Source organism: Paenibacillus oenotherae (genome assembly GCF_019443105.1).
Classification (GTDB): domain Bacteria; phylum Bacillota; class Bacilli; order Paenibacillales; family Paenibacillaceae; genus Paenibacillus_Z; species Paenibacillus_Z oenotherae.
This window is the reverse complement of record NZ_JAHZIJ010000012.1, coordinates 71,232-97,435: the sequence shown is the minus strand read 5'-3', so window position 1 is coordinate 97,435 and position 26,204 is coordinate 71,232. Positions and strand designations below refer to the sequence as shown.

The following is a 26,204-nucleotide window of genomic DNA, read 5'->3' as shown; positions in this document are numbered from 1 at the left end:
GGCGGCGATGCGACTGTTACCCGCGGCGGCGATGCGCCTGCTATTTACGGCTGCGGTGCGCCTGCAATCCGCGGCGGCGATGCGCCTGTTACCCGCGGCGGCGGTACGCCCGCAATCCGCGGCGGCGATGCGACTGCTATTCACGGCTGCGGTGCACCCGCAATCCGCGGCTGCGGTGCATCTGCTATTCGCGGCTGCGATGCGACTGCGGTGCGCGGCTGCGATGCGACTGCAGTCCGCGGCTGCGTTGCGCCTGCGATGCGCGGCGGCGATGCGCCCGCAATCCGTGGCGGCGGTGCGCCTGCGATGCGCGGAATTCCTGCGATTGTGCATCTTTTTCGCTTCATAGTTCGACTCATTGAGAACATTCCTGCGAAAATGCATCCTTTTTCTGAATATAGTCCCTATTGATGAAGGAATAGCTGAAATGCCTGCTTAATCGCATGCTTTTGCTCCAAATACCCGACTTCCGGCAAAAAAGCCTGCGCTTTCGCAGGAATTCAGACATGACATTCGCGTGAGCCGCGCAGCCCTCTGAGAAATGTACCACCGCTGCATTGCGGGCCTATTTTGAACGCGAGATTCCATCATTACGGAAAAAGAACCTCCCCTGCACGAAGAAGGCCCCGCGTTCCATACGCCGGGCCCCCTTGCAGATGCCGCTCCCCGTCACCGTACAGAGTAAGAAGCAAGCATCCCATATTCGAGATTTTTGTTGTGCACCATAGTTGCTCTGAGCAATGCTATTGTCGGAATCCGCAGGCAGTGTGATGCGCAATGTTCGCCATTCCATTCTCTATTTCAACTTCCATCCCGCTTCCACTTCAGCATCCACTTCCCCTGCTGAGCAGCCGCAACTAACAACTACGCGCGTTCCTGCGCAGCCCGGCAAAATCTCTCCAGCGCTTCCTGCACGATAGAGCGCGGGCAAGCGAGATTGATGCGCAGGTAGCCTTGTCCCTCTAGGCCGAATACAGAGCCTTCGCTGAATGCAACTTTGGCCCTCTGGAACATAAGCTCCTTGAGTCCGGCAATATCAAGCCCCAGGCCGCGGCAGTCTACCCACAGCAGATAAGTTCCGTCCGGGCGCATCGGCTTAACCTCGGGAAGATGCTCATTCAAGTAGCCGATCGCGTAATCAACATTGCCCTTGAGATAGACGAGCATCTCATCGAGCCATTCTCCCCCTTCATTATAGGCGGCGGATACGGCATCCACGTTGAAATAGTGCATCATATGCAAGCTCAGCGCCTTGAGACGGTAGTCGAATTTGCGCTTCAGCTCCGCATTGGAGATCGCCACAAAGGACGATTGCAGACCCGGCAGGTTGAAGGTTTTCGTCGGGGCAAGCGTCGTCAGCGTCAGATCGGCGATCTCGTCCGACAGCGAGGCGAACGGAATATGCTTATGTCCAGCCAGCACGACATCACAATGGATTTCATCCGATACGACGATAACGCCGTACTTCACGCACAGCTCGCCAAGCCGCTCCAGCTCCTCCCGCTCCCAGACGCGCCCGCCCGGGTTATGAGGACTGCAAAGCAGCATGAGCTTCGCTCCGCCCTGCATCAGCTGCTCCAAATGGGCATAGTCCATCTCGTAGCGTCCATTCTTGATGACAAGCGGGCTTATTGCCGTTTCACGGCCATTCATCCGGATAACGTCATAGAACGGGTAGTAGACCGGCGATTGAAGGATGACTCCTCCGCCCGGCTCGCTGAACAGCTCGACGGCAAGACTCAGCGCGGGCACGATGCCCGGCGTATCGGTCAGCCATTTGGGGTCGATGACCCAGCCATGTCTTCTGGCGAACCAGCCGGTAATCGCGTTCACATAGCCCTCCGTGCGAATCGTGTATCCGTAGCTGCCCTGCGAGGCCCGCTGAACCAGTGCTTCCCGGACGGCAGGCGGACTTTCAAAATCCATGTCGGCTACCCACAGCGGCAAAATATCCTCGCTGCCGAACAAACGCTCCGACTGGTCCCATTTGTATGAATGCGTGTTTCTCCGATCCAAAATGCGGTCAAAATCATAAGCCATCCCAATGTCACCTCAACAAAAGAATATGTACTTCCTGCGGCCGAATGCTTCGCCAGTTGCGTATGTAGACCCCGGCGCTGCACCTCGACTAATATCTCGGGTATTCCACCTTCATAATATCCATAAATGGAACCTTCGTCGTTACCCCGTCAAGCTCAATATGCACCTTGGAGGTTCGCGGATCCATTGCCGCAATCATTCCTCTAACCTGTTCTTCCAAGCCCCAGACGGTCAATACAATTTCCGAGTTCTCCATCTTCGCTTCGGACAGTTGATTGCCGATCTCCTCCAGAACGAATTCATCTCTTGTAGGTCTCTTTGGTACTTTGCCTTTTGCCACTTTATATCCTCCACAAACTATTCTTCAAGCTATCTACCAGATTCCAAATCTGCGATGCTCTCTTATTGTAGCACAAATAAAGCCTCATTGAGGCTGTACAGCCATGCAGCGTTCTCCCTGAACCTATGAGTCTGTACTGATGACAAAGAAAAGCAGCCAAAACCCGCACTAAAGACGGGGCTGAATGCTTCTGTTCATTCAGCACGGCGCCACAGCGCATGTCGATGCGAGGCTTCTGACAGCTCTGTCCTCTCTTCCAGCTGAGAGCTAAACAATATGGCATGTGTACAATGAATGGCGTTAACCATTCGCCGCAATAAAGAAAACCAGCCATGACACGGAAGCAGCGTGTCGGGCTGGTTTTGGCACATCTCTCGCTATTATCGGGTAAAGGCCGCCGGAAACTGCTGGACGATTCCATTCGTCATCACGTCGGCCATCATGAGCGCCTGTGGCTCGATTTGGTCATTTATCGCGATATTTTCCTTATAGTTGCCAGCAATACGGGAGGTGACTTCAATGCTGAGAAGCCTTAGATGGTCATAGAGCATGTTCTTCCATTCCGTTTGAGACCAATAAGGATTAATTCGGCTCAGAAATTCGGCGATCGCATCAGCATTGGCAAACCAACGCTTCTGGGCATCCTCGGCAGCAGCAGTATTGCCGGCAAGCAGCGCCTTGACAAGCTCGGCTGCTATCGTAAGATGCTCCCGGAGCAATTCACCGAACCTGGCGGCAATAGCCGGGCCGTAGAAAGGTGTCAGCGCCTCCGCGAAATCAGTTGCATTCCGCAGCAGCCTTTCCGTCGTCTCCTTTTCATCCGGTTGACCGCCAACGATAGCATTCACTGTCAGCCTGGTCCAGTAGATATGCTGCTCCCACAAGGCCCGCAGCTTCTGATTCAACATCACTTTGGACAGAGGCCATGCCATCGATGGGATATTTCTGTGAACGCAATAGTAGTAAGTCGGGGAATAACCATACATTTCGTTTCGATTTCTCCTTTGTCATGTTCTCGTACACTATATAGGAGAAACGTCTATTCCGTGCATGGCTATGAAGTTTTCATGTGCTGCCATCAGATTGACCGCTGTTCACGAGCAGCGCAGCGACCTCTGCCTTGCTCGGCATGGCGGGTATGCCTCCGCGTTTGGTTGTGGCGAGTGAGCCTGAAGCTGTACCGTGGCGGATAATGTCTTGAAGCTCCTGATCACTCAGCCCAGACGGCCGCGCTCCGTAATCCAGCAGCCTGCTCAGCAGACCACCCATGAATGCATCTCCGGCTCCCGTTGTATCGATGGCTTGGACAGAAAATGCCGGGACGTGTCCGGTATATGCGCCCGCCTGGTAATAGCAGCCCTTCTCGCCTAACGTTACACACAAGAGAGACAAGCCGAACCGCTCCTTCAATTGCTTCGCACCGGTTGCCAGATCCTGTGAGCCGGTCAGGAAGAGAAGCTCCTCTTCCGATACCTTCACTACATCTGCATATGGCATCGCTGCGAGAATTTGCGTGCAGGCCGTCGCTTCGTCCGGCCAAAGCGGCAGACGCAGATTGGGATCGTAGGAAATCAGCTTGCCCTGCTCCTTGGCATGCGCCAGTGCGGCAAAGGTTGCCGAACGAGCCGGTTCATGCGTCATGGAGAGCGAGCCAAAGTGGAAGATCGCCGCATTCGCAATGATGTCCAGGTTGACTTCGCTTTGTTCCAGCATCATATCGGCGCCCGGCTTCCGATAGAACGTGAAGCTGCGATCACCGTCGCTGTTCAATTCAACAAACGCCAGCGTTGTGCTTGCAGTATCGGAATATACAAGGCCAGATGTGGACACACCGCTGTCTTCCAATACAGACGCCAGGAAGGAGCCGAAGGAATCCGCTCCCACCTTGCCGATAAAGGCGGTCCTTTTCCCTTGTCTCGCCAGAGCTGCCAGAACATTGGCCGGAGCGCCGCCAGCATTTTTCTGGAAATAGGTCTCATCCTCGCCCGGCACAGTCTTTGGAGTAAAATCAATTAACAATTCACCAAGAGCTACAATGTCAAATTTCATATTTCTTGTAACACCCCAAGCTTATTATAGTGGTTACTGGTATAGCTAATATTACATGGACTGTGCATCCCAATTCAAATCGAATCAGAAGCAAGACTCATCGCGCTTTATCCCCACACCGATTGCAGGCGAAACACGCGGAGCGTGCGAATCCTCACATTTGCTCCCGCCGCGAACAGCTCTATTCCGCTGCTCCCGGGCTCAGGAAATAGGAGATCTGTCATGACAACCGAGCCGTCCCCGGCAAAGACCTCCACCGATGAATGGTCGATGAACAAATGCATTCGCACACAGCCTTGCTTAGGGATAAGTCGGGCATCGTGGCGGCAGGCGAACGTCTCATGGAAATCCGTTATACCGGATAAGGAACGATCGATATACAGTGTCTCTGTTCCTGAATGATAGGCAACTACTGTCCGCTTCTCCCCTCCGCTCTTCAAGGAAAATCCGCATTCTGTCGCAGCTAGAAGCTCGAATTCCACCTCAATCTCCAGGCAACCTTCATGTATATGTGCGAGCGGATTATGCCCAGGGGACAGAAGAAGGTCGGACATCTCAACCAGCGGCTCGCGAAGCGTACGGATCTCCTGAATCGGCGCTTGAATCAGGCGTATCCCTTCAGCTTCACTCCTGAGCGTAAGCACTCGCGGAATCGTCATCGCGCCTCTCCAGGCATCGGTCGGCGTCTGGTTCGCGTACTTCCAATTGCTCATCCAGCCGATCAGAAGCCGCCGTCCATCCATGGCCGGAATATCCGACCAGCTGACACCGGCATAGTTGTCTCTCCCATGATCCAGCCATAGTATCGTCTCCGCCGGATTATCGCTCACAAATACGGTTCCATCATAGGAGCCTATAAAATACTGTGTGCGTGAGCCCTCTGGAAAGTCAGGATCGGCACCGATGCTTACAACCAGCACCCACTTGCGGATGCCCCCGCCCTCGCCACCTTCAACCGGCAGTTCGAACAGATCCGGGCATTCCCAGACGCCCATATGCGCCCCTTCATTCAGCCCGAATTCACTGCAATATGACCAGTCCTTTAAATCCGGCGAGCTGTAAAAGAGGATACGGTCGCCAGCGGCCAGCACCATGGCCCAGCGGCTTCTCTCCTTATCCCAGAACACTTTCGGATCGCGGAAATCCGCGAAGCGCTCGTCCGTTATAACGGGATTGCCCGCGAACATGGTCCACGTTCGCCCCTTGTCCGAGCTGTACGCCAGACTTTGGCTCTGCAAGGACTCTTCGCTGCCGGGCTGCGGCTTCGCATGTGTGAAGACCGCCACCAAGCCCGGGGAACCGCCAAAGAACCCGCTCGTATCATTCCAGTCCACGACCGCACTGCCGGAGAAAATATAGCCGTTATGATCAGGCTTGAGCGCGACCGGCAGCTGCTCCCAGTGCACAAGGTCGGTGCTGACCGCATGTCCCCAATGCATGGGCCCCCATATGGTGCTCTCTGGATGGTATTGATAGAACAGATGATATTCCCCCTCAAAATAGACCATGCCATTGGGGTCGTTCATCCACTGAGCTGGCGGCGAGTAATGAAATTGCGGCCGATAGGCTTCCTTATAAGATGTCGTTGTCAACACCAGATCAACTCCTTAACACTGTCTCTCTGCATCAAATGCAGCTGTCATTTCCCATATCTCAATCGACACGTCCTCAACCGGGCCATCCGCCCATAGCTGAATCCCCAGAGCATCGGTTCGGGACGGGTATGTCCGTGTCGTCAAGCTCTTCCGCTCATTGGCATAGCCCTCAATCAAGGACCGATCGACAAACACGCGCAATTCCAATGCCTCATCGCCCGGGAGCACAAGCGTCCCGCCTTGTATGCCTCCGGTGCGCTCCCTTGCATCCAGAGTCGACTTTTCCCGGTTAACCATCAGCATCCCGTCCGCACGGTTGTAGTACAGAATCGTCTCTTCCTCACCGTCCGGGGATCGGCGCAGGGAGAGCCCATAGCGCTCAGCCATGACCGTGTTGAAGGTAATCCTGATTTCCATCGCATCGCTCCTGATCCCCGACAGACCCGCATTGACTTCCTTCATGCTCAGACCGGAAGCTTCATAGAGCTTATTCCCGCGCAGCAAAGCGATCTCCTCAACAGGCTCAATCCCGAGTCCGCCATCCTCACGCAGGAACAGCGATAGCGGCATGCCAGCGCTATGGGACCAGCCGCAATCATAGTCGATCTCCGGCGTCCGTTCGCCCTGGGCGATGGTAAAGAGGAGCGTACGTCCGGATTCGGGATCCACCATGCCGCTTGGCCCGGTGAAATGGAAGTCGCCGACATCGATCAGCCCCGGCTCCTCATGATCCGGAACGAACCGGCAGGTCAGGCGATCCCAGGTTCCAATCCAATAATTCACTTCTACCTTTGCCCCTTGGCCCCATGGACAGATAATAAAGATATGCTTCTCGGCCTGCTGTCCCCTCCTGGCAATCGGCAGCAGTACAGGCAGCTCCCATGCCGTGCCGAGATAAGGGTAAGCGGCATAATCGCTCGTATACAGCGGCCCCCGGAAGGTCCAGTCAATCAGGTTGCCGGACGTATACACCATGGCGGTTCCGCCGCCTCCCTCATCGCCGGTTCCCGTTCCGACGAGCGCATACCATACCTCTTCCTCCCTCCACACGAACGGGTCCCGGAACTCGCCGAACAAGCCGACACCCGGCTCCTGAGCAATGACCGGCACCGGATGCTTGACCCACCGGGCCAAATCCCGGTCTCCATCCTCAAGGTACGTGCTTCTCGCCAATCCGACCGATTGGCTCGGCTTCTGCTGCAGATCTCCTGCCGTATAGAACAGGACGGGAATGCCCTCCGCATCCAGGCAGGCGCTTCCCGACCAGATGCCATCGGGATCCAGTCCCGGCTCCGGGCGGAGCGCAATAGAGACATCACGCCAATGCGCCAAATCCTCACTGACCCAGTGTCCCCAGTGGATATAATGCCAGAATGGGCCGCTCGGATTGTACTGGTAGAACAAATGATAGCGGCCATCGAAAAAAATCGGCGCATGCGGTTCGTTCATCCAATGACCGGGAGGAGACAGATGATATTGCGGGCGGTGACGGTCATTCGAGAACTGTCTGCGCGGAATTTCCATGTCCTGCGGCGCTATGCGCGGCATTCCCCCTCCCGCGTCCCTAATATGCTGCTCCTTCAATGCCACTAACTCTTCACGGGTCAAGGCACGGTCATAGACAATCAATTCATCCATGAGTCCGTCAAAATGATTCATAATGAAGGATTCGGCGAGTACAACACCTTGATTGTTGCGCCCGACAAGCAGATCCTCGGTGCTCGGCCGAATAGCGGAAGGCCTCTCGACCGCTGCTGCCGACACTTCTTCTCCATTCAAATAGAGCTTCATGCTTGCGGACTGGCAATCGTACACGCCAGCTATGAAGGACCATTCGTGAAGAGGAAGCGGGTCAAGACACCATACCTGGGCCCATTCATCGTCCAGGCCAACTTGAAGCGACCAGGCTCCGTGCCGGAACAAACCGAATACATATCCTTGGCCAAGCTCCCGATGATGTTGATTGACAACGGCGGACAAGCGGTTGTCCATTCCGAAGTCAAATGTTCTCGGCGCAATCCAGGCTGCAATGGTAAGCTGTCCTTCCGGCTGGCGGACTTGATCGGCCGGCTTGCGGATAAAGGTGGAATAACCGTCGAAGGACAACGCGCTCCCTGCTGCTCCCTTCTTCCAATCCGGATCTTGAGGGGACTGGAACCTTCCTTTGCGAAGCGCAAATTGTATGCTATCCTTCCCTCCCGTGACCAAATCCGCTGTCTCATGTCCTGTACCCTCATTGAAACGCCAATGTGCAATCCGCTGATCCATTGCCATACTCCTTATCGTGTTCGTTGTATAAGGACAAGCCAGAGCGAAGGAGCGTTCTGGCTTGTCTGTCAGCATGAGCTGGATGGAGCGTTCAAGTCTGCTATTTCTTTGCCGCCATGTAGCGGTCATAGCCGCTCTGATGTGCCGCAAGAAGCTCGTCAATGCCCATTTTCTTCAGCGTATTCTGGAACTCGTCCCATTCTTGTTCCACACCGCCGCTCATCAGCCATTTGGCGCGCATTTTGTTGACATAGGCCGAAATATCCGGTTTCAGCCGGTCGATTACAGCCAGCTCCTCTTCATTGAAGAAGACATTCGGGAATCGTTCCTTCTCCATCTGCGGCACGAAGTATTGGATGCTGTCATTCACCCGCTCCTGGGCGCGCGGCTCGATGTACGCGACTTTATCCAGATGCCCGTCGAGCAGCAAGCCGATGCCGCCCGATACAGCCGTCTTCTGGCGCAGCTCCCCAGGGTTGGCCAAATCTGTTTTGCCAACCAGCTTGCCGCTCGCATCCTGATCGAACCAGACGCCGATCGGGCCAAAGCGTGCCTGAGCGGCCATGGCAGGCTCATAGAAGGAATCCAGCCAAGCAGCTGTTACTTCAGGATGCTCGTTCGCTTTCGTAATGGCCGAGCCATCCCGTCCGGTTCCGCCGCCGTTGTTCCACTTGACGACCATATCCTTGAACGGAGGGACGATGACCCAGTGCTTGCCTCTTTCGGGACCCGCGACATCATTCTTGTCCCACCAGATCATCGAGCCGATTGTCTCGTCCTCGGTCTTCCCTCTTGCGAAATACGTCGTATAATCATGCGTAAACGCCTCCAGGTCGACCAGACTCTTCTCAAACCATCGGCTGATGTAGGAAACAGCTTCCTTGAAGCCCTCCTGCTGGGCGGAGAACACAACCTTGCCGTCAACAACATTCAAATGATCGATATAGGTAGGGTTGTTCGGGCGGTACGTTTTGTCGGGAACACCGAAGGCGCCGAACAAAACACCGATATCGCCTGTCCAGAAATTATCAATATAAGTGAGCGGGATTTCATCGGCCTTGCCGTTGCCGTTCGGATCTCCCGTTTTGAATGCCTCCAGCACAGCCGTATATTCGTCCATTGTAGTCGGCATCTTCAAATGGAGCTTGTCCAGCCAATCCTGGTTAATGTAGAGGAAATCCGGATTTGCGCCGATTTCTTCCTGGCCGGAGCCGATCTCCTCTCCGGAAGGCAGTGCATAGATGTTGCCGTCAGGAGATGTAATCGATGCTTTAATATCCGGCCTTGCATCGAGAATTCCTTTCAGATTGGGCATATGCTTGTCGATCAGGTCATTAAGCGGAATGATCGTGCCGTCTCCGCCGTAGCGAACAAGCTCCGTATCCGAGAACCGCGATCCCAGGAAGAAGTCCGGCAGATTGCCGCTGGCAAGCAGCAGATTGCGCTTATCCAGGAAGTCGGTCTCTACGATTGTATTCCAATCGACATGGACGTTGGTGTTCTTCTCCAGCTGCTGGATTAAGGGCTGGTCATTGAAATCGCTGGGAGCGAGCGGCGGTCTTGGAGCAACAGCCTTCAACGTGACCGCCTCCTTCAACGGGAACGAAGCGAAGTCTGAGCCCCCCTTCGTATTCTTGCCGGAATTCGATGTTGGCGGGGCATCGTTGCCGGATTGCTCGGCGTTGTTTCCGCTGCAAGCGGACAACAGAAGCGAGGTGCAGATAGCTGCGGTCATCAACATGGACCATTTTCTTTTCATTGTGATACAACCTCCCCAGTATAAGTACAAGATCAGACTGCCGTATTATGAAGTCCCCTGCGCCTCTCGCCCCTCACCTCCCTTCATCGCAGCACGGACTTTATCCTTTCACAGAGCCAATAAATACACCCTGGACAAAATAACGTTGAAGGAACGGGTAGAGAATGAGGAGCGGGAGTGCCGCTACAATGATGACACCGTATTTAATCAGCTCTACGATCCTTTGCTTCTCTGCAGCCGTCTGAATGTCATCCACCAGATTGCCCGATGGCTGGTTCTCGATCAGAATATTTCGCAAGATCAGCTGGAGCGGATACTTATCCGCATCCTCCAGATAGATTAAGGCATCGAAGAAGCCATTCCACTGCCTGACGACTGCAAATAACACGATGACAGCAATGATCGGCTTGGACAAGGGAAGAACAAAGCTCCATATATATCTCAGATTCGTGCATCCATCTATGCTCGCCGCTTCCCGGATTTCTTCCGGCAGCCCCTGAAAGAAAGTTCTCGCGATAATGATAACGAAGGCATCTACCGCAGAGGGCAGAATAACGGCCCAGATCGTGTTCATCAGATTTAACTTCATCATAAGCAGATAAGTAGGAATTAAACCTCCGCTGAAGAAAAGTGTAATTGCGAAAAAGATCATGAAGAAATTCCTGCCGAGGAGATCCCTCCGTGAAAGCGGGTATGCCGCCATTATCGCCAGCGCCGTCCCGATCAGTGCAGTCAGCACTGCATAGAGAATCGAGTTCCGGTATCCCGTCCATATGGCGCCATCGCTGAAAATACGCTCATAGCCCTCGAACGTGATGCTTTGCGGAATCAGCCATACATCGCCGACATTGACACGGTTGGGGTCGCTGAAGGAGGCAATCACGATAAAATAAAGCGGATATAGAATCATCAAGGTGAAGCCGATCAGCAGCGTATAATTGACAATATCGAAAGCAAGATCCCCTGTTGATTGTCTCTTCCGTGCAAACATGCATGATCATTCCTTTCCTAGAACAGACTGTTTCCGTTCAGCTTCTTGGCCGTGCGGTTTACGATGAGCAGCAGAACAAGATTAATCAGTGCGTTGAACAGGCCAATGGCTGCCGAGAAACTGTACTGTCCCCGCTGAATGCCGATTTTGTACACATAGGTCGGAATAATCTCTGAAGCGTCCACATTGATGTCGGTCTGCATAAGGAATGCCTTCTCGAACCCGATATTCATCAAATTGCCGACCGCAAGGATGAACAGAATGACAATGGTCGGCGTAATTCCGGGTATATCGATATGCCGGATGCGCTGCCACTTGCTGGCCCCGTCCACGACGGCAGCCTCGTGCAGATGCGGGTCGATTCCGGCCAGTGCTGCCAGATAGATGATTGATGCGAACCCGGTATTTTGCCACACTTCCGTAAATACATAGATCGGTCTGAACCATTCCGACTTGGCCATGAACAGAACCGGATCACCGCCGAGGGCGACAATAATGGTATTCACAATCCCGCTATTCGGGGACAAGAAGACGAACACCATGCCAATCAGAACGACCGTCGAAATAAAATAAGGCGCATATATGGAGGTCTGCATAAACCTCTTCAGCTTCTGGTTCGCAACCTGGTTTAACATGATCGCAATGATGATGGGGATTGGAAAAGCGATCGCCAGCAGCAGCAGACTAAGGAATATGGTGTTCCCGATAATTTGTTCGAAATTGTAGGAATGGAAGAACGTCATGAAGTGATCCAAACCAATCCAGGGACTGTCCATAATCCCCTTCGCAGGCGTAAAGTCCTTGAACGCAATCGTGACGCCATACATCGGCCAGTATCGAAAAATAATAAAGTATGCTACGGGAAGGAGCAGCAGCAAGTAGAGTTCCCAGTTAGCCTGAATCCTTTTTCCAATTCCAGATGATCGTTTCAAAGCATGATCCCTCCCATAAAAACGTTTACGTAATCGTTTTACTAATCCCCTTAAGAAGAGGCTCGCACTTCGTTAGCACGAACCTCTTAGAATTAAGGAGGTATCCAAGCGGTATTCCTTTGCCTCTGCATCCGGGTGTTCAATTCTGTCCAGGAGGACTCTTGCAGCTCTTTCGCCCAGCTCGTAGGAGGGCTGTCTGATGACGGTCAGAGGCGGACTTGTAATCTGCGTCCAATCATAATCATCGAAGCCGATTACCGCAAGCTTGCCCGGCACCGGGATTCTCTGCTCCTGAATATAACGCATCGCTCCCATCGTCAGAACATTGTTGGCGATAAATAACGCAGAGGGCTCATGCTCCGAGAGCAACTGTCTGGCGCTCGCGTATCCGCTCTCAAAATTAGAGCGCTCGATCTTCACCATCGAGGAATCGAACGGGATGCCATGATCCTGCAGCGCCTGACGATAGCCCCTAAAGCGCTCGTCGCTCGTCGTAATGCCAAGGCCGCCTGTAATCATGCCGATGGCGCGATGCCCTTTGTCAATCAGTGTTTTGACTGCGTTATAGGCCCCTCCATATCCGTCCGCCAGCACACAATCCGCCGTGAAGCCTTTGGCCCGCCGATCGATAAAGACGACCGGAAAGCCTGCTGCCATTCCATTCAAGTAACCGATCTCCTCGGATATCGGAGCGATGATAAGGCCATCGATACGTTTGGAGCTCAGCAGGCGAACCTGCTCGATCTCATCCTCAACCGTCTCGGTTGTGTTGGTGCTCAGCAGCAGATGATAGCCGTGTGCCTTCAATTCGGCCTGAATTCCTTGGGCAATTGTCATGAAGAAGAAATTGGAGGTGTCCGAAGGCAGAATCGGAACGATCAAGCCGATCGTATTCGTCTTCTGGCTCCTCAGGCTCCTTGCTACCGAGTTAGGCTGGTAGTCCAGCTCTTTCATGGCGCGTTTTACTTTGTTCTTCGTCTCTTCCGATACGAATCGGGTGCTGTTTATTACATGCGATACGGTAGCAATCGAAACGCCCGCCGCTTCCGCAACCTTCTTGATATCTGCCATGCAGCACTCACCACGCTCTCCATGTAAACGTTTACGTAATCGTTTTCTATATTATAGATTCCGTTAAAAGATGTTGTCAATTGTTATTTTTGACGGGTTTGCTGCCCCTTTGCGATAGCGAAGCGGTGTTGTCCCCAGCACCTTTTTAAAAAGGTTAATGAAATAAGAGACATTATCAAATCCAACTTGATTGCCTATATATTCTACGGACAGATCCGTCTGCTCCAATAACCGGCAGGCTTGCTTCACTCTTCTGGCAGTCAAGTATTCTGTAATGCTCGTTCCTGTCTCTTCGCGGAATAATCGGGAGATATAGTTTCGGGATAAATGCAGTTCATTGGCCAGGCTGTCCAGATCAAACTTCTCGTGATAATGATTTTCGACCCAGCTCATGACCTTGTCGGCGTAACGGGAGGGGCGATTTTCTTTGGCCCTCTTATCCCCGTCCGGGCGCAGTGATCCATTGTCCGGCAAATAGTTGATCATCTGCAGAAACAAAACCGCCAGCTCCTCGTCATCCCCGCCCTTCCCTTGTTGTACCGCCCTTTCATATTGATCAAAGATGTATTCCATTCCTTCTGCCCCGGATTCCAAATCAAACACATTCGCTATATCTGAACGATTGCACAGCGTATGATACCGCAATTGCCGATAGGGGAATGGCTGCAGCTGCTTGTCTATTAATCGCGGATCCGCATAAAAGATGGAACGGATATAAGGGCGAGCAGGAGCGACATCCGCATAAACCTGATGCAGCTGATACGGCTGAAAACAAAAAAACATGCCTCTTCGAATCTCGAACGTTTGTTGATTGACGACAATCGTGCCCGTACCCTCGTGGACAAGCAGAAACTCCCAGCACTGATGCCAATGATAATAGCCTTTGAAATAATCCTCAATATGAATGCGGTAATCCCAGAGCACGGAATTGGGCTCCAAATTAACGGGCTCGAACAGTTTGCTCATAGTCCCTCCATGTTGGATAATAGACAAACATTTTTTGATACTGCAGCACAATTTATCGGGTTAATAAATCGTTATACTGATATTAAATAACGTTAAATTTACATGCAACTACACACTGTAATTATACCCGGAAAAGAGGTTGGGACATGGAAAAAATATTAAACGGCATATGGAAATACCGTTACGGCATCCCTGAACAGCATACGCCGCTTCTGTATCGGGAGAAGGCGATAAGCCATGAACAATTGCAGCAGCTTCACTGCGGAGGAACCGCTCCGTTCTCTGATGAGCAAGTCATTGCGAAAGAGACTGCTCGCGGGATTACGGTCGAGCTTCCGCTGAAGAGTGAAGAGCATATTTATGGATTCGGACTGCAGCTGCACCGCGTCGATCATACAGGCCGCAAAAAGGTGCTTCGTGTGAACAGTGACCCCGTCGCGGATACAGGCGACAGCCATGCTCCGGTTCCCTTCTATGTCTCCACAGCCGGTTATGGCGTGTATGTGGACACATCCAGATACGCCACATTCTATTGCGGCACCAATCTGCGCAAGGGCGACTCGGAACATAAGAGGCTCGACAACAAAGAGGTCGGCACTTCCGAGATTGAACTATACGGGTATCAGGTTTCCGAGGGCGACCGCACAGTCGTGATCGATATTCCTGCTGCACGCGGGATCGATATTTACTTTTTTGAAGGCCCTGATCTGACAGCCGCTGTCCAGCGGTATAACCTGTTCTCGGGTGGCGGCTGCCTGCCGCCGCTATGGGGACTGGGCATGTGGTACCGGGCTTACAGCGCCGCCAAGAAGGAAGATGTGACGCGGCTGGCGCATACTTTCCGGAATGATCAAATACCTGTAGACGTGTTCGGTTTCGAACCCGGATGGCAATCCAGAGCTTATTCCTGCTCGTTCGTATGGGATGACAATCGTTTTCCCGACCACGAAGCCATGCTCGGGGAATTGTATGACCTGAACTACCGCGTTAACCTGTGGGAGCATCTTTTTGTACATCCAAGCTCTCCCATCTACGAAGGGTTAAAGGAGGTTTCCGGCAATTATGAGGTCTGGGAAGGTCTCGTTCCTGATTTAGCGGTCCCGGAAGCAAAGGAAGTGTTCTCTGGGCATCATCTCAAGGAGTTCGCAGCCAAAGGAATATCCGGCTTTAAGCTGGATGAGTGCGACAGCTCTGATTTTGTCCATTCCAGCTGGTCTTTCCCGGATATTACAGAATTCCCTTCCGGCATGGATGGGGAACAAATGCATAATCAACTAGGAACGTTATATCAATCCGCCATTCTTGCTCCTTATGAGGAGCTGGGCGTACGAACATTGTCCCAAGTCCGCTCTTCTGGAGCGTTAGCTTCGCCATTTCCATTCGTACTGTATAGTGATCTGTATGATCATAAAGTCTTTATTCGCGGCGTTGTAAATTGCGGATTCTCCGGGCTGCTATGGTCACCGGAAGTGCGTCAGGCGGAGTCGGCCGAGGACTTGATTCGGAGAATACAGACAACGGTGTTCTCGCCAATGGCGCTGCTGAACTGCTGGAGAATTCCGAATCCGCCATGGATGCAGGTTGACCGCGAGAAAAATATAAACGGCGAATTTCTCGATAACTGCGAACAACTCCGTGATACTTGCCGTTCCTTATTCGAAATCCGTATGTCGCTCATCCCCTATTTGTATACAGCCTATGCGCGCTACCATTATGAAGGGCGTCCTCCGTTCAGAGCGCTCGTCATGGATTATCCGAACGATCCGAACGTCTATGAAATCGATGACGCCTATATGATGGGCGATTACATGCTCGTTGCACCAATGGTTGAGGGCGAAACGGAACGAAGCGTCTATTTGCCTGATGGGATATGGCACTGCTTCTGGACGAATGAAACGTATGCGGGCGGCCAACATTATTCCGTATCGCCAGGACTGGAGCGCATTCCGGTATTCATGAAAGACGGCACCCTGCTGCCTCTGGCTCAGCCGTTGCAGCATGTGGCGGATGACGCAGTATTCGAAATTTCGTTCCGCAGCTTCGGCGACAACGCCAATGCGTGCACCCTCTATGAGGATGACGGCAAAACCTATGACTTCCGTGAGGGCAGCTACAATTGGGTTCAAGTAACTGCGCTGTCAGAAGACAGCTACGACATCACTCGAACCGGAAACTATACGGGACAGCGCTATAAATTTAATTGGTAGGGATTGGTAGGGATATTTCTTCCGATCGCTGTTGTTCCCGGGATTCTTGAATGAAGTCGTTTATTGTGGAATCCCGGGAACAAAGGCGAACGCTGCGCTTCTCCAGAAACATTCCCTCCTTTGGAAAAAAACACTGGAAACCCTCCCATCCTCTAATAAGCTGGATGGGGGGATAAACCGGCAAAACCCTTTTCCATTCATTGCGTTTACTGTTGAATGGCTTTTACCTGTTTGTCATATTCCGCATCAGCCCGCTTCATATATTCGGCGACATCTCCGTCATTGATGACAAGTTCCTGCAACAGCTTGTAGAACCAGTTGCGGAATTCCGGAGGAATTTGGTTCTCGCCCCACCAGTTATTGATCGCCAATGATTTGTGTACATTCGGATCAGCCATGACGCGCAATACTTCCTGCATTTGCTGGCCTACTTCGTAGGTGATTTTTTCTTTGGTCGTTGGAATCGCGTTTGTCGTTTTGAGATATTTTGCATATTGTTGTGGCTCAAGGAAGAAACGGACGAACTTTTTAATCGCTTCCGTCTTGTCAGCATCTTTCGCAGCATCCGTTGACAAGGACCAGCCGATCGGTGAAGGGAGTCCGACAATATTAACCTTCCCTTGCCTGTCAGGCACCGGATACCAGCCGAACTCAAAGCCGGGATCGGCTTGTTCAATTTGCCCGAACATCCAAGGGCCAGAGAATAACTGCGCCGCTTTGCCTGAAATAAGCATCGATGCTGTCTGGTTGTCTGCTGTGCTTAGCCAGTCTTTATTCACATAGTTGGCAAACAGCTCTTTATAATCAGTTATCGCTTGCACTACATTCGCATCCGTGAAGCTTGCTTGCCTGGCCGTACGCCTGGAATTCCAGTCCGGGTCGTTCGCATACAGGTAATCAATCAGAAATTTATTCGTCCAAAAGCCCATATGGAAGATATCTTTGCCGCCCACTGCAATCGGCGTTATGCCGGATGCTTTCAGTTTTTCCTGGATGGCCAGAAACTCGTCATAGGTTTGCGGCAGCTTCGTAATGCCCGCAGCTTCATATGCCTTTTTGCTGTAAATAAGGCCATGCGGCGCTTGGGTATAAACAGGCACATTATACGCTTTGCCGTCAACCGTCGGCAGATTCTCGAATAAATCCTGCAGATCAGGCGGCAGCTCTGCAATTTTGCCTGCGTCTGCAAATATTTTGGTATCTCGAATTTCGACCAGATCCGGGAATTCGCCCACCGCATCTTTAATTTTCAACCAATCCAGGTAGGATGACGATGTTGTTTCGCTAGTATCTACAATCTGGATAGCCGGATTCGCTTCCATAAACGCTTTAATTGCATGTTCTATTGCTTCTTTCGTACCCCGGTCGCCACTCGCATAACCGATCGTGAATGAAACTTCCTTCTGCTCGATGCCGATGCTGCCGTTATCGCCCCCATTGGCGCCAGAGCCATGATTCCCCTTGTTTCCTCCCGCGCATGCCGATAGGATCAACGTTAGCAATATAGATATAGCGAGTAATTTCAGCCAAAATTTACTCATAATGAAAACCTCTCCTCTGCGGAGCACCTGTTGATGTTGCCGGACGGTCTTTACCCTCTCGCATCTTGACGATAATCATTCGGCACCTTGCCCATTTGCTTCTTGAACATATCGCTAAAATGTCTGGCGTTGCTATATCCGACCTGCTCGGCAATTTCATAAACCATCATATCCGTTTGCGTCAGCAGGCGAACCGCTTCATTCATGCGAATATCGGTTACATATTGCTTGAAATTTGTTTTCGTATGCTTTTTGAAGAAGCTGCTAAAATAATAGGGATTCATGAACGCGATGCTTGCGACAGATTCCAGCGTAATTTCCTCATTATAATGATCGTGAATATATTGTACGACCTTCGCCATAAGCAGCTTCCCCTGATTGCCGGCCTGATCGTCCAGACCAAGGTGAAACTCATCCAGCACACGGATTATTTCCGCCTTAAGCTCTTCATAGGTTTCATATTCCGCCAGCTTGTTCTGAAGCTCATGCATATCAATGGCAGCGCTGGAGAGCGCTCCTGTCTTCGTTAACGCTTGCATAATCGACATGACGGACGAAAAACATGCAGCAAGTGTAAGGCTTCGGCTCGGATAGGAAGCCAGACGAATCGTATCAAACAACCCGGCCAAAGAGACTTCCGCCTCCTTCCATAGCCTGCTTGTTAAATGACGGATAACTTCATGCTGGCAATTATAAATTTGTTGTTCAAGCGTCTGCTTCTGCTCGACAGGCTTATACACATATACATCGTTCAATCCGTCAAAAAATTTCAGCTCAAGCGCCTGCTCGGCTTGCCCATATGCAGCAGAAAGCGACAACAGCTCATTAGCCGGAGCGGATATGCCGATGGATACATTCAATTTCAGAAAAGAGCGGATTTTCTCCAAAATATCACGGGCTAAAATGGACGCTTTCGTTATCTCTCTGCTTAAATACACATAACGGTTATTTTTCATAAATACATGACCGATGCCCGAAGAGACAACAACCTCTTGAAGAATATTGCCTACTGCAAATTCGACCAGCTTCGCCTCGTGATCCGTCCATCTCTCAGAACGATTGCCCCTATAATCCAATTCGACAATACCAAGGCAATACTGTTCGTATGAAATCCATTGTTTCGCCAATCGATATTCATTGGCTTGCGGCGACAGTTTGCCTCTTGCAAGCAAAGCCAATATTTCCTGAATCTCTTTATCCCGATTTTTGTGCTCCAGATGCTGCAGCTTTCCTTTACGTATTTCTTCCTCTTGACGCTTATTGAAATAATCGATCGTCTTATTCAACACTTCATCGAGCTTTGATTTCTCAACAGGCTTAACGATATAATCAACCGCTCCATAAGTAACCGCATCACGGGCATAATTAAAATCCTGATAGGCGCTAATGAAGATGACTTTGATAGGCAAATTGTTTTCCTTAATTCTTTTTATAATTTCAATTCCGTTCATATGGGGCATGCTAATATCGCTAATGACGATGTCCGGCCGCTGCGTGTCAATCAGACTCATAAGCTCTCGCCCATCCGACGCTTGTCCTACGATTTCCATGCTGTACGAAGGCCAGTCGATCATTTTGCGCAATCCTTTAATAATCCAGGGTTCGTCATCAGCCAAGATCACTCGCAGCATAGTTGTCCTCCTTAATTGGAAATCGCAGCTGAATCGATGTGCCGACATGCTTTCGGCTGCTGATGGCAAGGCCGTATTCTTCTCCGCATGCGGAACGAATGCGTTCATGCACATTTTTGAGTCCTACACTTTTGGTCGGTTTGGCGGGATCGGCCAACGCGCGATGAAGACGCTCCACCGTCTCTGCGTCCATTCCGACACCATCATCAAACACCGTCACTATTAATTGATCCTCTTGTTGTTCTATCGTAATGCCAACGGTTCCCCTCCCTTTAGGCTGGAGCCCGTGCTGAATCGCATTCTCAACAATCGGCTGTATGGAAAGCTTGAGAATTTGCCAATCCATATTGACGTTATCCGTGCTAGTTATTTTAAGCTCGAAGCGCTGCTCATACCGAACATCAATAATGTAGAAATAATCTTGCAGATGCTGCAATTCCTTATGCAATGGCACCCAGTCTTCGCCATAATCAATGACATATTTAAGCTGTTTCGACAAGGACAGAATCATATCGCCTACCTCGTCGGCGTCATGATGGATGGCATTCATCCGTATCACTTCAAGTGTATTATATAGATAGTGCGGACGAATTTGGCTTTTTAACGCATAGAGCTCAGCCTGCTTCTGCTTAATCTCGGCAACGTAGACTTCATCTATGAACGATTTCAATCGTTCCACCATTCGATTGAAGCCATGAACCAGCCTGCCCATTTCATCATTCGACCGAACCGTGACATTGGCTGCCAGATTGCCCGATTCAACCTTCGTCATCTGGATCGTCAGCGCCCTTATCGGCCCCGCCAAGCGCCGCGAAAACCATCCGCCCATAATGATAAGCACTAACGAACAGATCGCAATAGCGATATACACCGCATCCCGCGTTGTGCCGATTTGATTGAATAAGCTTGTCTTATTTACTTTTACGGTCACTTTGCCTTGCAGAAAAGGAATTTCTTCGCTTAACACAAGCACATCATCGCTTGTTTCACTCCATGCTTGCAATTCCGTATTGCTGAAAAAAATTTGGTTCGCGTTGTTAATGATATAAATTTCATCATGCTCGCCTAAATTTAATTCCTTATAAAATTGGTCGAAAAGCGCCGGATCGATGTCAAAAAACAACGTTCCGACAACCCTCGGTTTATGCGTAAGAAGCCCTGAAGTATCGATTAAATTTCGTCCTACCGTAATGACCGACTTTTGAGACTTCATGAAATAAGTTTCTTCATGCGTCGGGATGATTGCTAATTGCTTCGGCTCCTCGTCCAGAACGGGCATCCACTGCTCCAAAGGCAGCAGTTCAGGCAGAAACGCCTGATTAATTTTGCCTTGATAATAGATTTGCTTATCCGAGGAACGAACAAAATAAACGCTTCTTATATTAGGATCGCTATATAATACCGTCTTCAGATACGCTTCAATCGGAATTTGATTAATTTGTCCTAACACATTCACTTGATGCGTTTGATCGATATCGTTCTCAGATCTATACATCAGCTTGGAGGTTTCATTGTATTCTTTGAAAGCCGTGTTGATATTAAGGCTCATATACATAATCATCTGCCGCAAATTATTTTCTGTATACCGCTCAACATGGCCTGTAAAGGTCTGAACAGAAAAGTAGCTGAGCGCAAACAACGGTATCAGTCCTACTAATATAAAAGATGCGGAAAATTTGAAAAACACACTGTTCCACTTCAGCTTCCATCTGCTCACCGTCCGTTCCCCCCTTCGCTGCCTAAGTATATTCATTATAACCGATAAATAAAAAGCCCATGAAAGTTCACGGGCTCCAGTTCAACTTATTTCAATAAATCCAGCCCCCGTTTCGCCTCCCGAAACGCTTCTGTGTACGCTTGCGCCTTATCGATAACTAGCGCGTAATTGCTCTGTTTGACTGCTTCCTTCGTCAGATCCGAGCCGATGCCAACCGCAAAGGCGCCCGCCGCGAGCCAATCCTTCAAATTCGCCAGGTTCACTCCGCCTGTAGGCATCAAGTTCACTTGCGGCAGCGGGCCTTGTATTGTAGGGATGATGGAAGGATTATAGAGATTCCCGGGGAATAACTTCACCACGTCCACTCCCAGCTCCAACGCTTCTGTCATCTCCTTGATTGTCATCGCGCCGGGCATGACCGGCACCCGGTACCGGTTGCACAGCAGAACCGTTTCTTTGTGAAGCGCTGGCGATACAATAAACTCGGCGCCCGCTAACAGGCAGGCTCGTGCCGTTTCGGAGTCAAGCACCGTGCCCGCGCCGATCACTGCGTAATTCGCCGCAGCGGGATCGCTGCTCTGATGTTCCTTCACAAGCGTCTCGATGGCTTGCAGTGCTTGGGGCGTCGTCATCGTAACTTCGATCACCCGGATGCCGCCGAGCACCGCATTCCGGGAAAGCATAACGGCTTCCTCTGCGGAATTGCCGCGAATGACTGCAACAACCCCCGCAGCCTTTATTTGTTCAAGCAGATGATACTTCCGCATCGCCGCACGATCCTTTCCATTGTTGTCAGCGCCTATCTCTCGATATGCCGAGTCTTATTTAAGATCGCCTCGACCTCGCTCCAGAGGGGCAAAGCCTCCCAATCGCCGGGCTCTTGCACAACCAATGAACCGACGATGCTTCCGAGCTTCAGCGATTCAACGGGAGAGAACCCTTTAATGATGCCGGACAGAAATCCCGCTGCGAACCCGTCGCCGGCTCCGACAGGATCTACCAGCCGATGAATCTTCTCAAATGGCCTCCGGTGCAGCCTTGAACCTCGAACAAGCCAATTTTCGTCACGCACGCTTTTAATTACCGTCATTCCAGGCAGCCTCCGAACGTTCGCAAGCAGCGTCCCTATATCCTCCGTATCGTAAATCAGCCTCAGCTCATCATAGCCAGGCAGGAAATAATCGGCGGACTGCGCCAGCTCCTGAATAATCGGGCGCGCCTGCTCGATCGGCCACAGCTTCAATCTCAGGTTAGGATCGAAGCTGATACGCACGCCTCCTTGCCTGGCAATTCGGACTGCTTCCCGCACCGTATCCAGACATGATGAGCCAAGCGCGGCAGTTATGCCGGTAATATGCAGAATCCCCGCATTCGCAATGTAATCGGCATCCAGCAGCCCAGGCGTCATTCGGCTTGCCGCCGAGCCGCTGCGGTAATAGTAGACGGACAGCTTGCCGCGTACCGATTCCCGCAGCATTAACCCTGTGGGAGCCTCTTTCGTCATGCCAACGCGAGAGACATCCACCCCTTCGCTTCGCAAGCTCTTCACAACTCCATGTCCGAGCGGATCATCCCCCAGCATGCCGAACCATCCGCTGCGGCAGCCAAGCCTCGCAAGCCCAATCGCCAGATTGCTCTCCGCGCCTCCGAACGACTGCGACAGCTTGCGTCCGCTGCCCAGCCCGCGTCCATCCCCCTCCGGGTACATTAATGCCATGCTCTCGCCGAAAGTAATAACGTCGAGCCGCTGTGATTCCCCGTAACGGCCAGCCATTAGCGTGCCATCCAACCGCCATCCACGCATAGCACATGGCCATTCATATAATCTGATGCAGCCGAAGCAAGGAACACAGCCGGTCCTTTCATGTCTTCCGGCAGCCCCCAGCGGCCTGCGGGAATCCGTTCTGTGATCGACTTGTAACGATCAGCATCCGCTGCAATCGGCGCTGTATTGTTTGTCGTCATATATCCCGGTGCGATTGCGTTGACTTGAATGCCTCTGGAAGCCCACTCGTTCGCGAGCGCCTTCGTTATGCCTGCGATTCCATGCTTGCTCGCCGTATAGCCAGGGACGTTAACGCCCCCTTGGTAAGACAACATGGAGGCAATATTGATGATCTTGCCGCTCCCCCGCTCCAGCATATGGCTGCCGACTAGCTGGCATAAGAAGAAGGCGGCGTTTAAATTCAGATCAATGACGTCGTACCAGTCTTTTCTTGCATGCAAGGCAGCGGGAGCGCGGCGTATCATACCGGCGTTATTCACAAGCACATCGATACGGCCATAGATGCTCAGTGCGTCTGCGACTGCCGATTCCAGCTTGTCCGCATCGCTTAAATCGGCGGATAGTTGTTCAATTCGGCCGCCGGCCTCCCGAACCAGCCGCACGGTTTCATCGCAATTGGATGAAGCTACAGCTATAATGTTCGCGCCCGCTTCCGCCAGTCCAAGCGCCATGCCTTGCCCAAGCCCGCCCGAAGCACCCGTGACAAGCGCAACTTTTCCATCCAATCGAAATAACATGCCAGTCCATCCTCCATTCAATAATCTTGTTGATCATTAGACGGTAAACAAATCAAAGCTATCGAAGATCTTTCATCGCAACGACGTCCATATCTTCGAACGTTTGGTTCTCGCCAGCCATCCCCCAAATAAAGGTGTAATTGCTCGTACCTACACCACTGTGAATCGACCAGCTCGGAGAAATGACAGCTTGTTCGTTGCGGACGACCAGATGGCGGGTCTCCTGCGGCTCGCCCATCAGGTGGAAGACAACACTATCCTCGTTCATATCAAAATAAAGGTATACTTCCGACCTGCGGTTATGCGTATGGCAAGGCATCGTATTCCACATATTGTTCGGCTTCAGCAGCGTCATGCCCATGACCAGCTGGCAGCTTTGAATGCCGCCTGTATGAATATATTTATAAATCGTGCGCTCATTGGAGTTCGCCGGACTGCCCAAATGCACCGGAGCCGCTTCACTGATGGCCGCTTTTTCCGTCCTATAGGCATGATGAGCCGGGGTTGAATTCAAATAAAATTTGGCAGGCTGAAGCGCATCATCGCTCGCCATCACGACCTCCCGGCTTCCTAAACCAATATACAGACAGTCTTTGGACGCCATCTCGAATACCGTCCCGTCAACCGTAATGGACCCTTTGCCTCCGATATTGATAATGCCGACCTCTCTCCGTTCCAGGAATGTATCGGCGCCAATCGTATGCTTATCAGCCTCAAGCTTGACGGGTTGATGGACAGGGACTGCTCCGCCCACGATAAAACGGTCTACATGCGAATAGTACAAGGTCAATGCATCGGCCTGAAACAACGATTCAATCAAATATTCCTCGCGCAAGCTACCTGTATCGAAGCTCTTGGATTGTTGCGGATGGGATGCATATCTAATTTCCATTTGAAAACGCTCCTTCATCTATGTGCTTTTCTTATTACGGATGAATAGGATCTCGCTGCATGCAGCTATTGTTCCGAGAAATTCTCCATCTCGATATATTCGAAATAATCGAAGTCGGCATGCTTGCGGAATCCGGTCAAGTCTTGGCAGCACAGGCCGACAAAGGCGCCCGTGAACCAGCCCTCCTTGCACGCTTCATCGGATAACGTGCTGGCGTCCAGAACCGGGCCGATCCCCACAAACGCTTCCTCGCCTTCCGTTGCATAGGCGAATTGCAGCTTGTCATGATCGACCAGGGCGCGAAGCCAGACCCGCTTCGTGTTATCCGGCAGAGGAACGTGTCCAATCGGCTCCGCGTAAACATTGTTGATCGCAGACAGGATGCTGATGCACCGTCCCAAATCCTCATGAAATGTCACGTGCAAATAGTAATAATTGTTCGTGTCGTACAGACAGATTAAGCCGGCCATTTGCTTGAAGCTCTCCGGTTCGAATTCGAGGCATGTGCTTGCCGTGAATTTGAACTCCTGCCAGCGTCTTGCGATAAGGCTCTGCCTGTATTTCGAGCCGAGCCCTTCCCGGCCGTACAGCCTGAGATGCCCTTTCCGCTCCGTAAGCGAATAGAAGGTGCTGTCGAGCGGGATGCGCAAGGATTGAAAATGAATATCCAGCCGCTCATTGTCGAAATCATCGCGGGCCGGTCTGCTCGGGAACGGATGCGGCGGGAGAGCAGGAGCTTCCACCTCAACATCCGGCAGAACAGTGCCGCTCGCCAGCCGAAGCCAGCCGTCCTCGGTCCACTCTACCTTCTGGATCGCCGTCTCCCGCCCCAGCGTATATTTGCGATCGCCTTTCTCCGTCCGGTTCTCCAGCGCCCGGCCGCAGAGGTGAACCATATACCAATCGCCATTCTGTGTTTCAACAAGATCGCCGTGGCCGGATTTCTGCAGCAGCAGATCCGGATGATCCCTTGCTGTCAGCAATGAATTGCCTTCATACGCTTCGTAAGGCCCGAACAAACTTTTCGACCTCAGGATGGATTGCCCGTGTCCCTCGCCTGTTCCTGTGTCCGCCGCGAACAAATAATAATAGCCGTTCCGCTTGTAAATATGCGGGCCTTCCAGAAACATCTCGGCGCTCGCATAGATCGTGACCGCTTCGCCGATCATGCGCCGTTCCTGCACGGAGTATTCCTGAATGACAAGCTGACCCTTATACCGCTTTGTTACACGGTGATCCGTGACCATGCTGACGATATATTTGCGTCCATCGTCATCATGGAACAACGAAGGATCAAAGCCGTAGCTGTTCAGATAAATCGGCTCAGACCATTCTCCGCAGATGTCCGTCGCCGTCACCAGATAGTTGGGCGTATCGTACATCGGGACATAAAAGGAATTAACGACGGTATAGACCAAGTAATAGATGCCGTCATGGTAAGTCAGGCAAGGGGCCCAAATGCCTTGCGAAGCGCCGATTCCTCTAAGGTCCAGTTGGGACACGCGGTTCAGCGGACGGGTAATAAGCTCCCAATGAACGAGATCTCTGGAATGATGGATTTGCACGCCAGGGAACCATTCGAAAGTTGATGTGGCAATATAATAATCTTCGCCGACTCGAATGACGGACGGATCGGGATTGCATCCTCTCAGAATCGGGTTGCGTATCATGTTGTTCAATGC

Annotated in this window: 21 protein-coding genes; 1 reads left to right on the top strand and 20 read right to left on the bottom strand. The window is 51.7% G+C overall.

Annotated features, from left to right (window positions below):
* Nucleotides 1–140: 140 nt before the first annotated feature.
* From K0T92_RS16550 to K0T92_RS16495, 12 genes are all read right to left on the bottom strand, one after another.
* On the bottom strand, nucleotides 141–359 hold the full coding sequence (locus tag K0T92_RS16550; protein WP_219873583.1) for a hypothetical protein: 219 nt from the start codon (nucleotides 357–359) through the stop codon (nucleotides 141–143).
* Between the two features lie 505 nt (nucleotides 360–864).
* The gene (locus K0T92_RS16545; protein ID WP_219873582.1) at nucleotides 865–2,040 is read right to left on the bottom strand and encodes a MalY/PatB family protein; all 1,176 of its coding nucleotides are present in this window, start codon (nucleotides 2,038–2,040) and stop codon (nucleotides 865–867) included.
* Between the two features lie 88 nt (nucleotides 2,041–2,128).
* Nucleotides 2,129–2,380, bottom strand: a complete 252-nt coding sequence (locus K0T92_RS16540) for a YolD-like family protein (RefSeq protein ID WP_219873581.1) — start codon at nucleotides 2,378–2,380, stop codon at nucleotides 2,129–2,131.
* A gap of 380 nt (nucleotides 2,381–2,760) precedes the next feature.
* Complete coding sequence (locus K0T92_RS16535) at nucleotides 2,761–3,366, bottom strand: acetylglutamate kinase (protein ID WP_219873580.1); 606 nt, start codon at nucleotides 3,364–3,366, stop codon at nucleotides 2,761–2,763.
* A gap of 79 nt (nucleotides 3,367–3,445) precedes the next feature.
* Nucleotides 3,446–4,429: a PfkB family carbohydrate kinase gene (locus K0T92_RS16530; protein WP_219873579.1), complete on the bottom strand. Its 984-nt coding sequence runs from the start codon at nucleotides 4,427–4,429 to the stop codon at nucleotides 3,446–3,448.
* Nucleotides 4,430–4,536: 107 nt separating this feature from the next.
* Nucleotides 4,537–6,024 carry a glycoside hydrolase family 32 protein gene (locus tag K0T92_RS16525; protein WP_343223727.1) on the bottom strand — a complete coding sequence of 496 codons (1,488 nt, stop codon included), beginning with the start codon at nucleotides 6,022–6,024 and terminating at the stop codon, nucleotides 4,537–4,539.
* Between the two features lie 12 nt (nucleotides 6,025–6,036).
* Complete coding sequence (locus tag K0T92_RS16520; protein ID WP_246628211.1) at nucleotides 6,037–8,292, bottom strand: GH32 C-terminal domain-containing protein; 2,256 nt, start codon at nucleotides 8,290–8,292, stop codon at nucleotides 6,037–6,039.
* A 100-nt stretch (nucleotides 8,293–8,392) separates the two neighbouring features.
* Complete coding sequence (locus tag K0T92_RS16515; RefSeq protein ID WP_219873578.1) at nucleotides 8,393–10,051, bottom strand: type 2 periplasmic-binding domain-containing protein; 1,659 nt, start codon at nucleotides 10,049–10,051, stop codon at nucleotides 8,393–8,395.
* A gap of 100 nt (nucleotides 10,052–10,151) precedes the next feature.
* Nucleotides 10,152–11,042 carry a carbohydrate ABC transporter permease gene (locus K0T92_RS16510; RefSeq protein ID WP_219873577.1) on the bottom strand — a complete coding sequence of 297 codons (891 nt, stop codon included), beginning with the start codon at nucleotides 11,040–11,042 and terminating at the stop codon, nucleotides 10,152–10,154.
* Between the two features lie 17 nt (nucleotides 11,043–11,059).
* Nucleotides 11,060–11,974: an ABC transporter permease gene (locus K0T92_RS16505; protein WP_246628210.1), complete on the bottom strand. Its 915-nt coding sequence runs from the start codon at nucleotides 11,972–11,974 to the stop codon at nucleotides 11,060–11,062.
* A 72-nt stretch (nucleotides 11,975–12,046) separates the two neighbouring features.
* A complete protein-coding gene (locus tag K0T92_RS16500; RefSeq protein ID WP_219873576.1) occupies nucleotides 12,047–13,045 on the bottom strand; it encodes a LacI family DNA-binding transcriptional regulator in 999 nt (332 codons plus the stop codon).
* A 63-nt stretch (nucleotides 13,046–13,108) separates the two neighbouring features.
* Complete coding sequence (locus K0T92_RS16495; protein WP_219873575.1) at nucleotides 13,109–14,011, bottom strand: AraC family transcriptional regulator; 903 nt, start codon at nucleotides 14,009–14,011, stop codon at nucleotides 13,109–13,111.
* A gap of 146 nt (nucleotides 14,012–14,157) precedes the next feature.
* Here K0T92_RS16495 and K0T92_RS16490 point away from each other — a divergent pair, with 146 nt between their 5' ends.
* Complete coding sequence (locus K0T92_RS16490) at nucleotides 14,158–16,218, top strand: glycoside hydrolase family 31 protein (RefSeq protein WP_219873574.1); 2,061 nt, start codon at nucleotides 14,158–14,160, stop codon at nucleotides 16,216–16,218.
* A 206-nt stretch (nucleotides 16,219–16,424) separates the two neighbouring features.
* On the opposite strand, the gene K0T92_RS16485 is transcribed toward K0T92_RS16490, so the two are convergent.
* From K0T92_RS16485 to K0T92_RS16450, 8 genes are all read right to left on the bottom strand, one after another.
* Nucleotides 16,425–17,759 carry an ABC transporter substrate-binding protein gene (locus K0T92_RS16485; RefSeq protein WP_219873573.1) on the bottom strand — a complete coding sequence of 445 codons (1,335 nt, stop codon included), beginning with the start codon at nucleotides 17,757–17,759 and terminating at the stop codon, nucleotides 16,425–16,427.
* 50 nt (nucleotides 17,760–17,809) lie between these two features.
* Nucleotides 17,810–19,390: a response regulator gene (locus K0T92_RS16480; RefSeq protein ID WP_219873572.1), complete on the bottom strand. Its 1,581-nt coding sequence runs from the start codon at nucleotides 19,388–19,390 to the stop codon at nucleotides 17,810–17,812.
* Nucleotides 19,368–21,107: a sensor histidine kinase gene (locus tag K0T92_RS16475; RefSeq protein WP_343223726.1), complete on the bottom strand. Its 1,740-nt coding sequence runs from the start codon at nucleotides 21,105–21,107 to the stop codon at nucleotides 19,368–19,370. Before K0T92_RS16475 ends, K0T92_RS16480 begins: the two co-directional genes overlap by 23 nt.
* Nucleotides 21,108–21,193: 86 nt before the next feature.
* A complete protein-coding gene (locus K0T92_RS16470) occupies nucleotides 21,194–21,874 on the bottom strand; it encodes a bifunctional 2-keto-4-hydroxyglutarate aldolase/2-keto-3-deoxy-6-phosphogluconate aldolase (protein ID WP_219873570.1) in 681 nt (226 codons plus the stop codon).
* 32 nt (nucleotides 21,875–21,906) lie between these two features.
* A complete protein-coding gene (locus K0T92_RS16465) occupies nucleotides 21,907–22,881 on the bottom strand; it encodes a sugar kinase (protein WP_219873569.1) in 975 nt (324 codons plus the stop codon).
* Nucleotides 22,881–23,630 carry a 2-dehydro-3-deoxy-D-gluconate 5-dehydrogenase KduD gene (kduD, locus tag K0T92_RS16460; protein ID WP_219873568.1) on the bottom strand — a complete coding sequence of 250 codons (750 nt, stop codon included), beginning with the start codon at nucleotides 23,628–23,630 and terminating at the stop codon, nucleotides 22,881–22,883. Before kduD ends, K0T92_RS16465 begins: the two co-directional genes overlap by 1 nt.
* Nucleotides 23,631–23,688: 58 nt before the next feature.
* Nucleotides 23,689–24,522, bottom strand: coding sequence for a 5-dehydro-4-deoxy-D-glucuronate isomerase (gene kduI / locus K0T92_RS16455; RefSeq protein WP_219873567.1), 834 nt, complete (start codon nucleotides 24,520–24,522; stop codon nucleotides 23,689–23,691).
* Between the two features lie 65 nt (nucleotides 24,523–24,587).
* Complete coding sequence (locus K0T92_RS16450; protein WP_219873638.1) at nucleotides 24,588–26,192, bottom strand: glycoside hydrolase family 43 protein; 1,605 nt, start codon at nucleotides 26,190–26,192, stop codon at nucleotides 24,588–24,590.
* Between the last annotated feature and the right edge of the window lie 12 nt (nucleotides 26,193–26,204).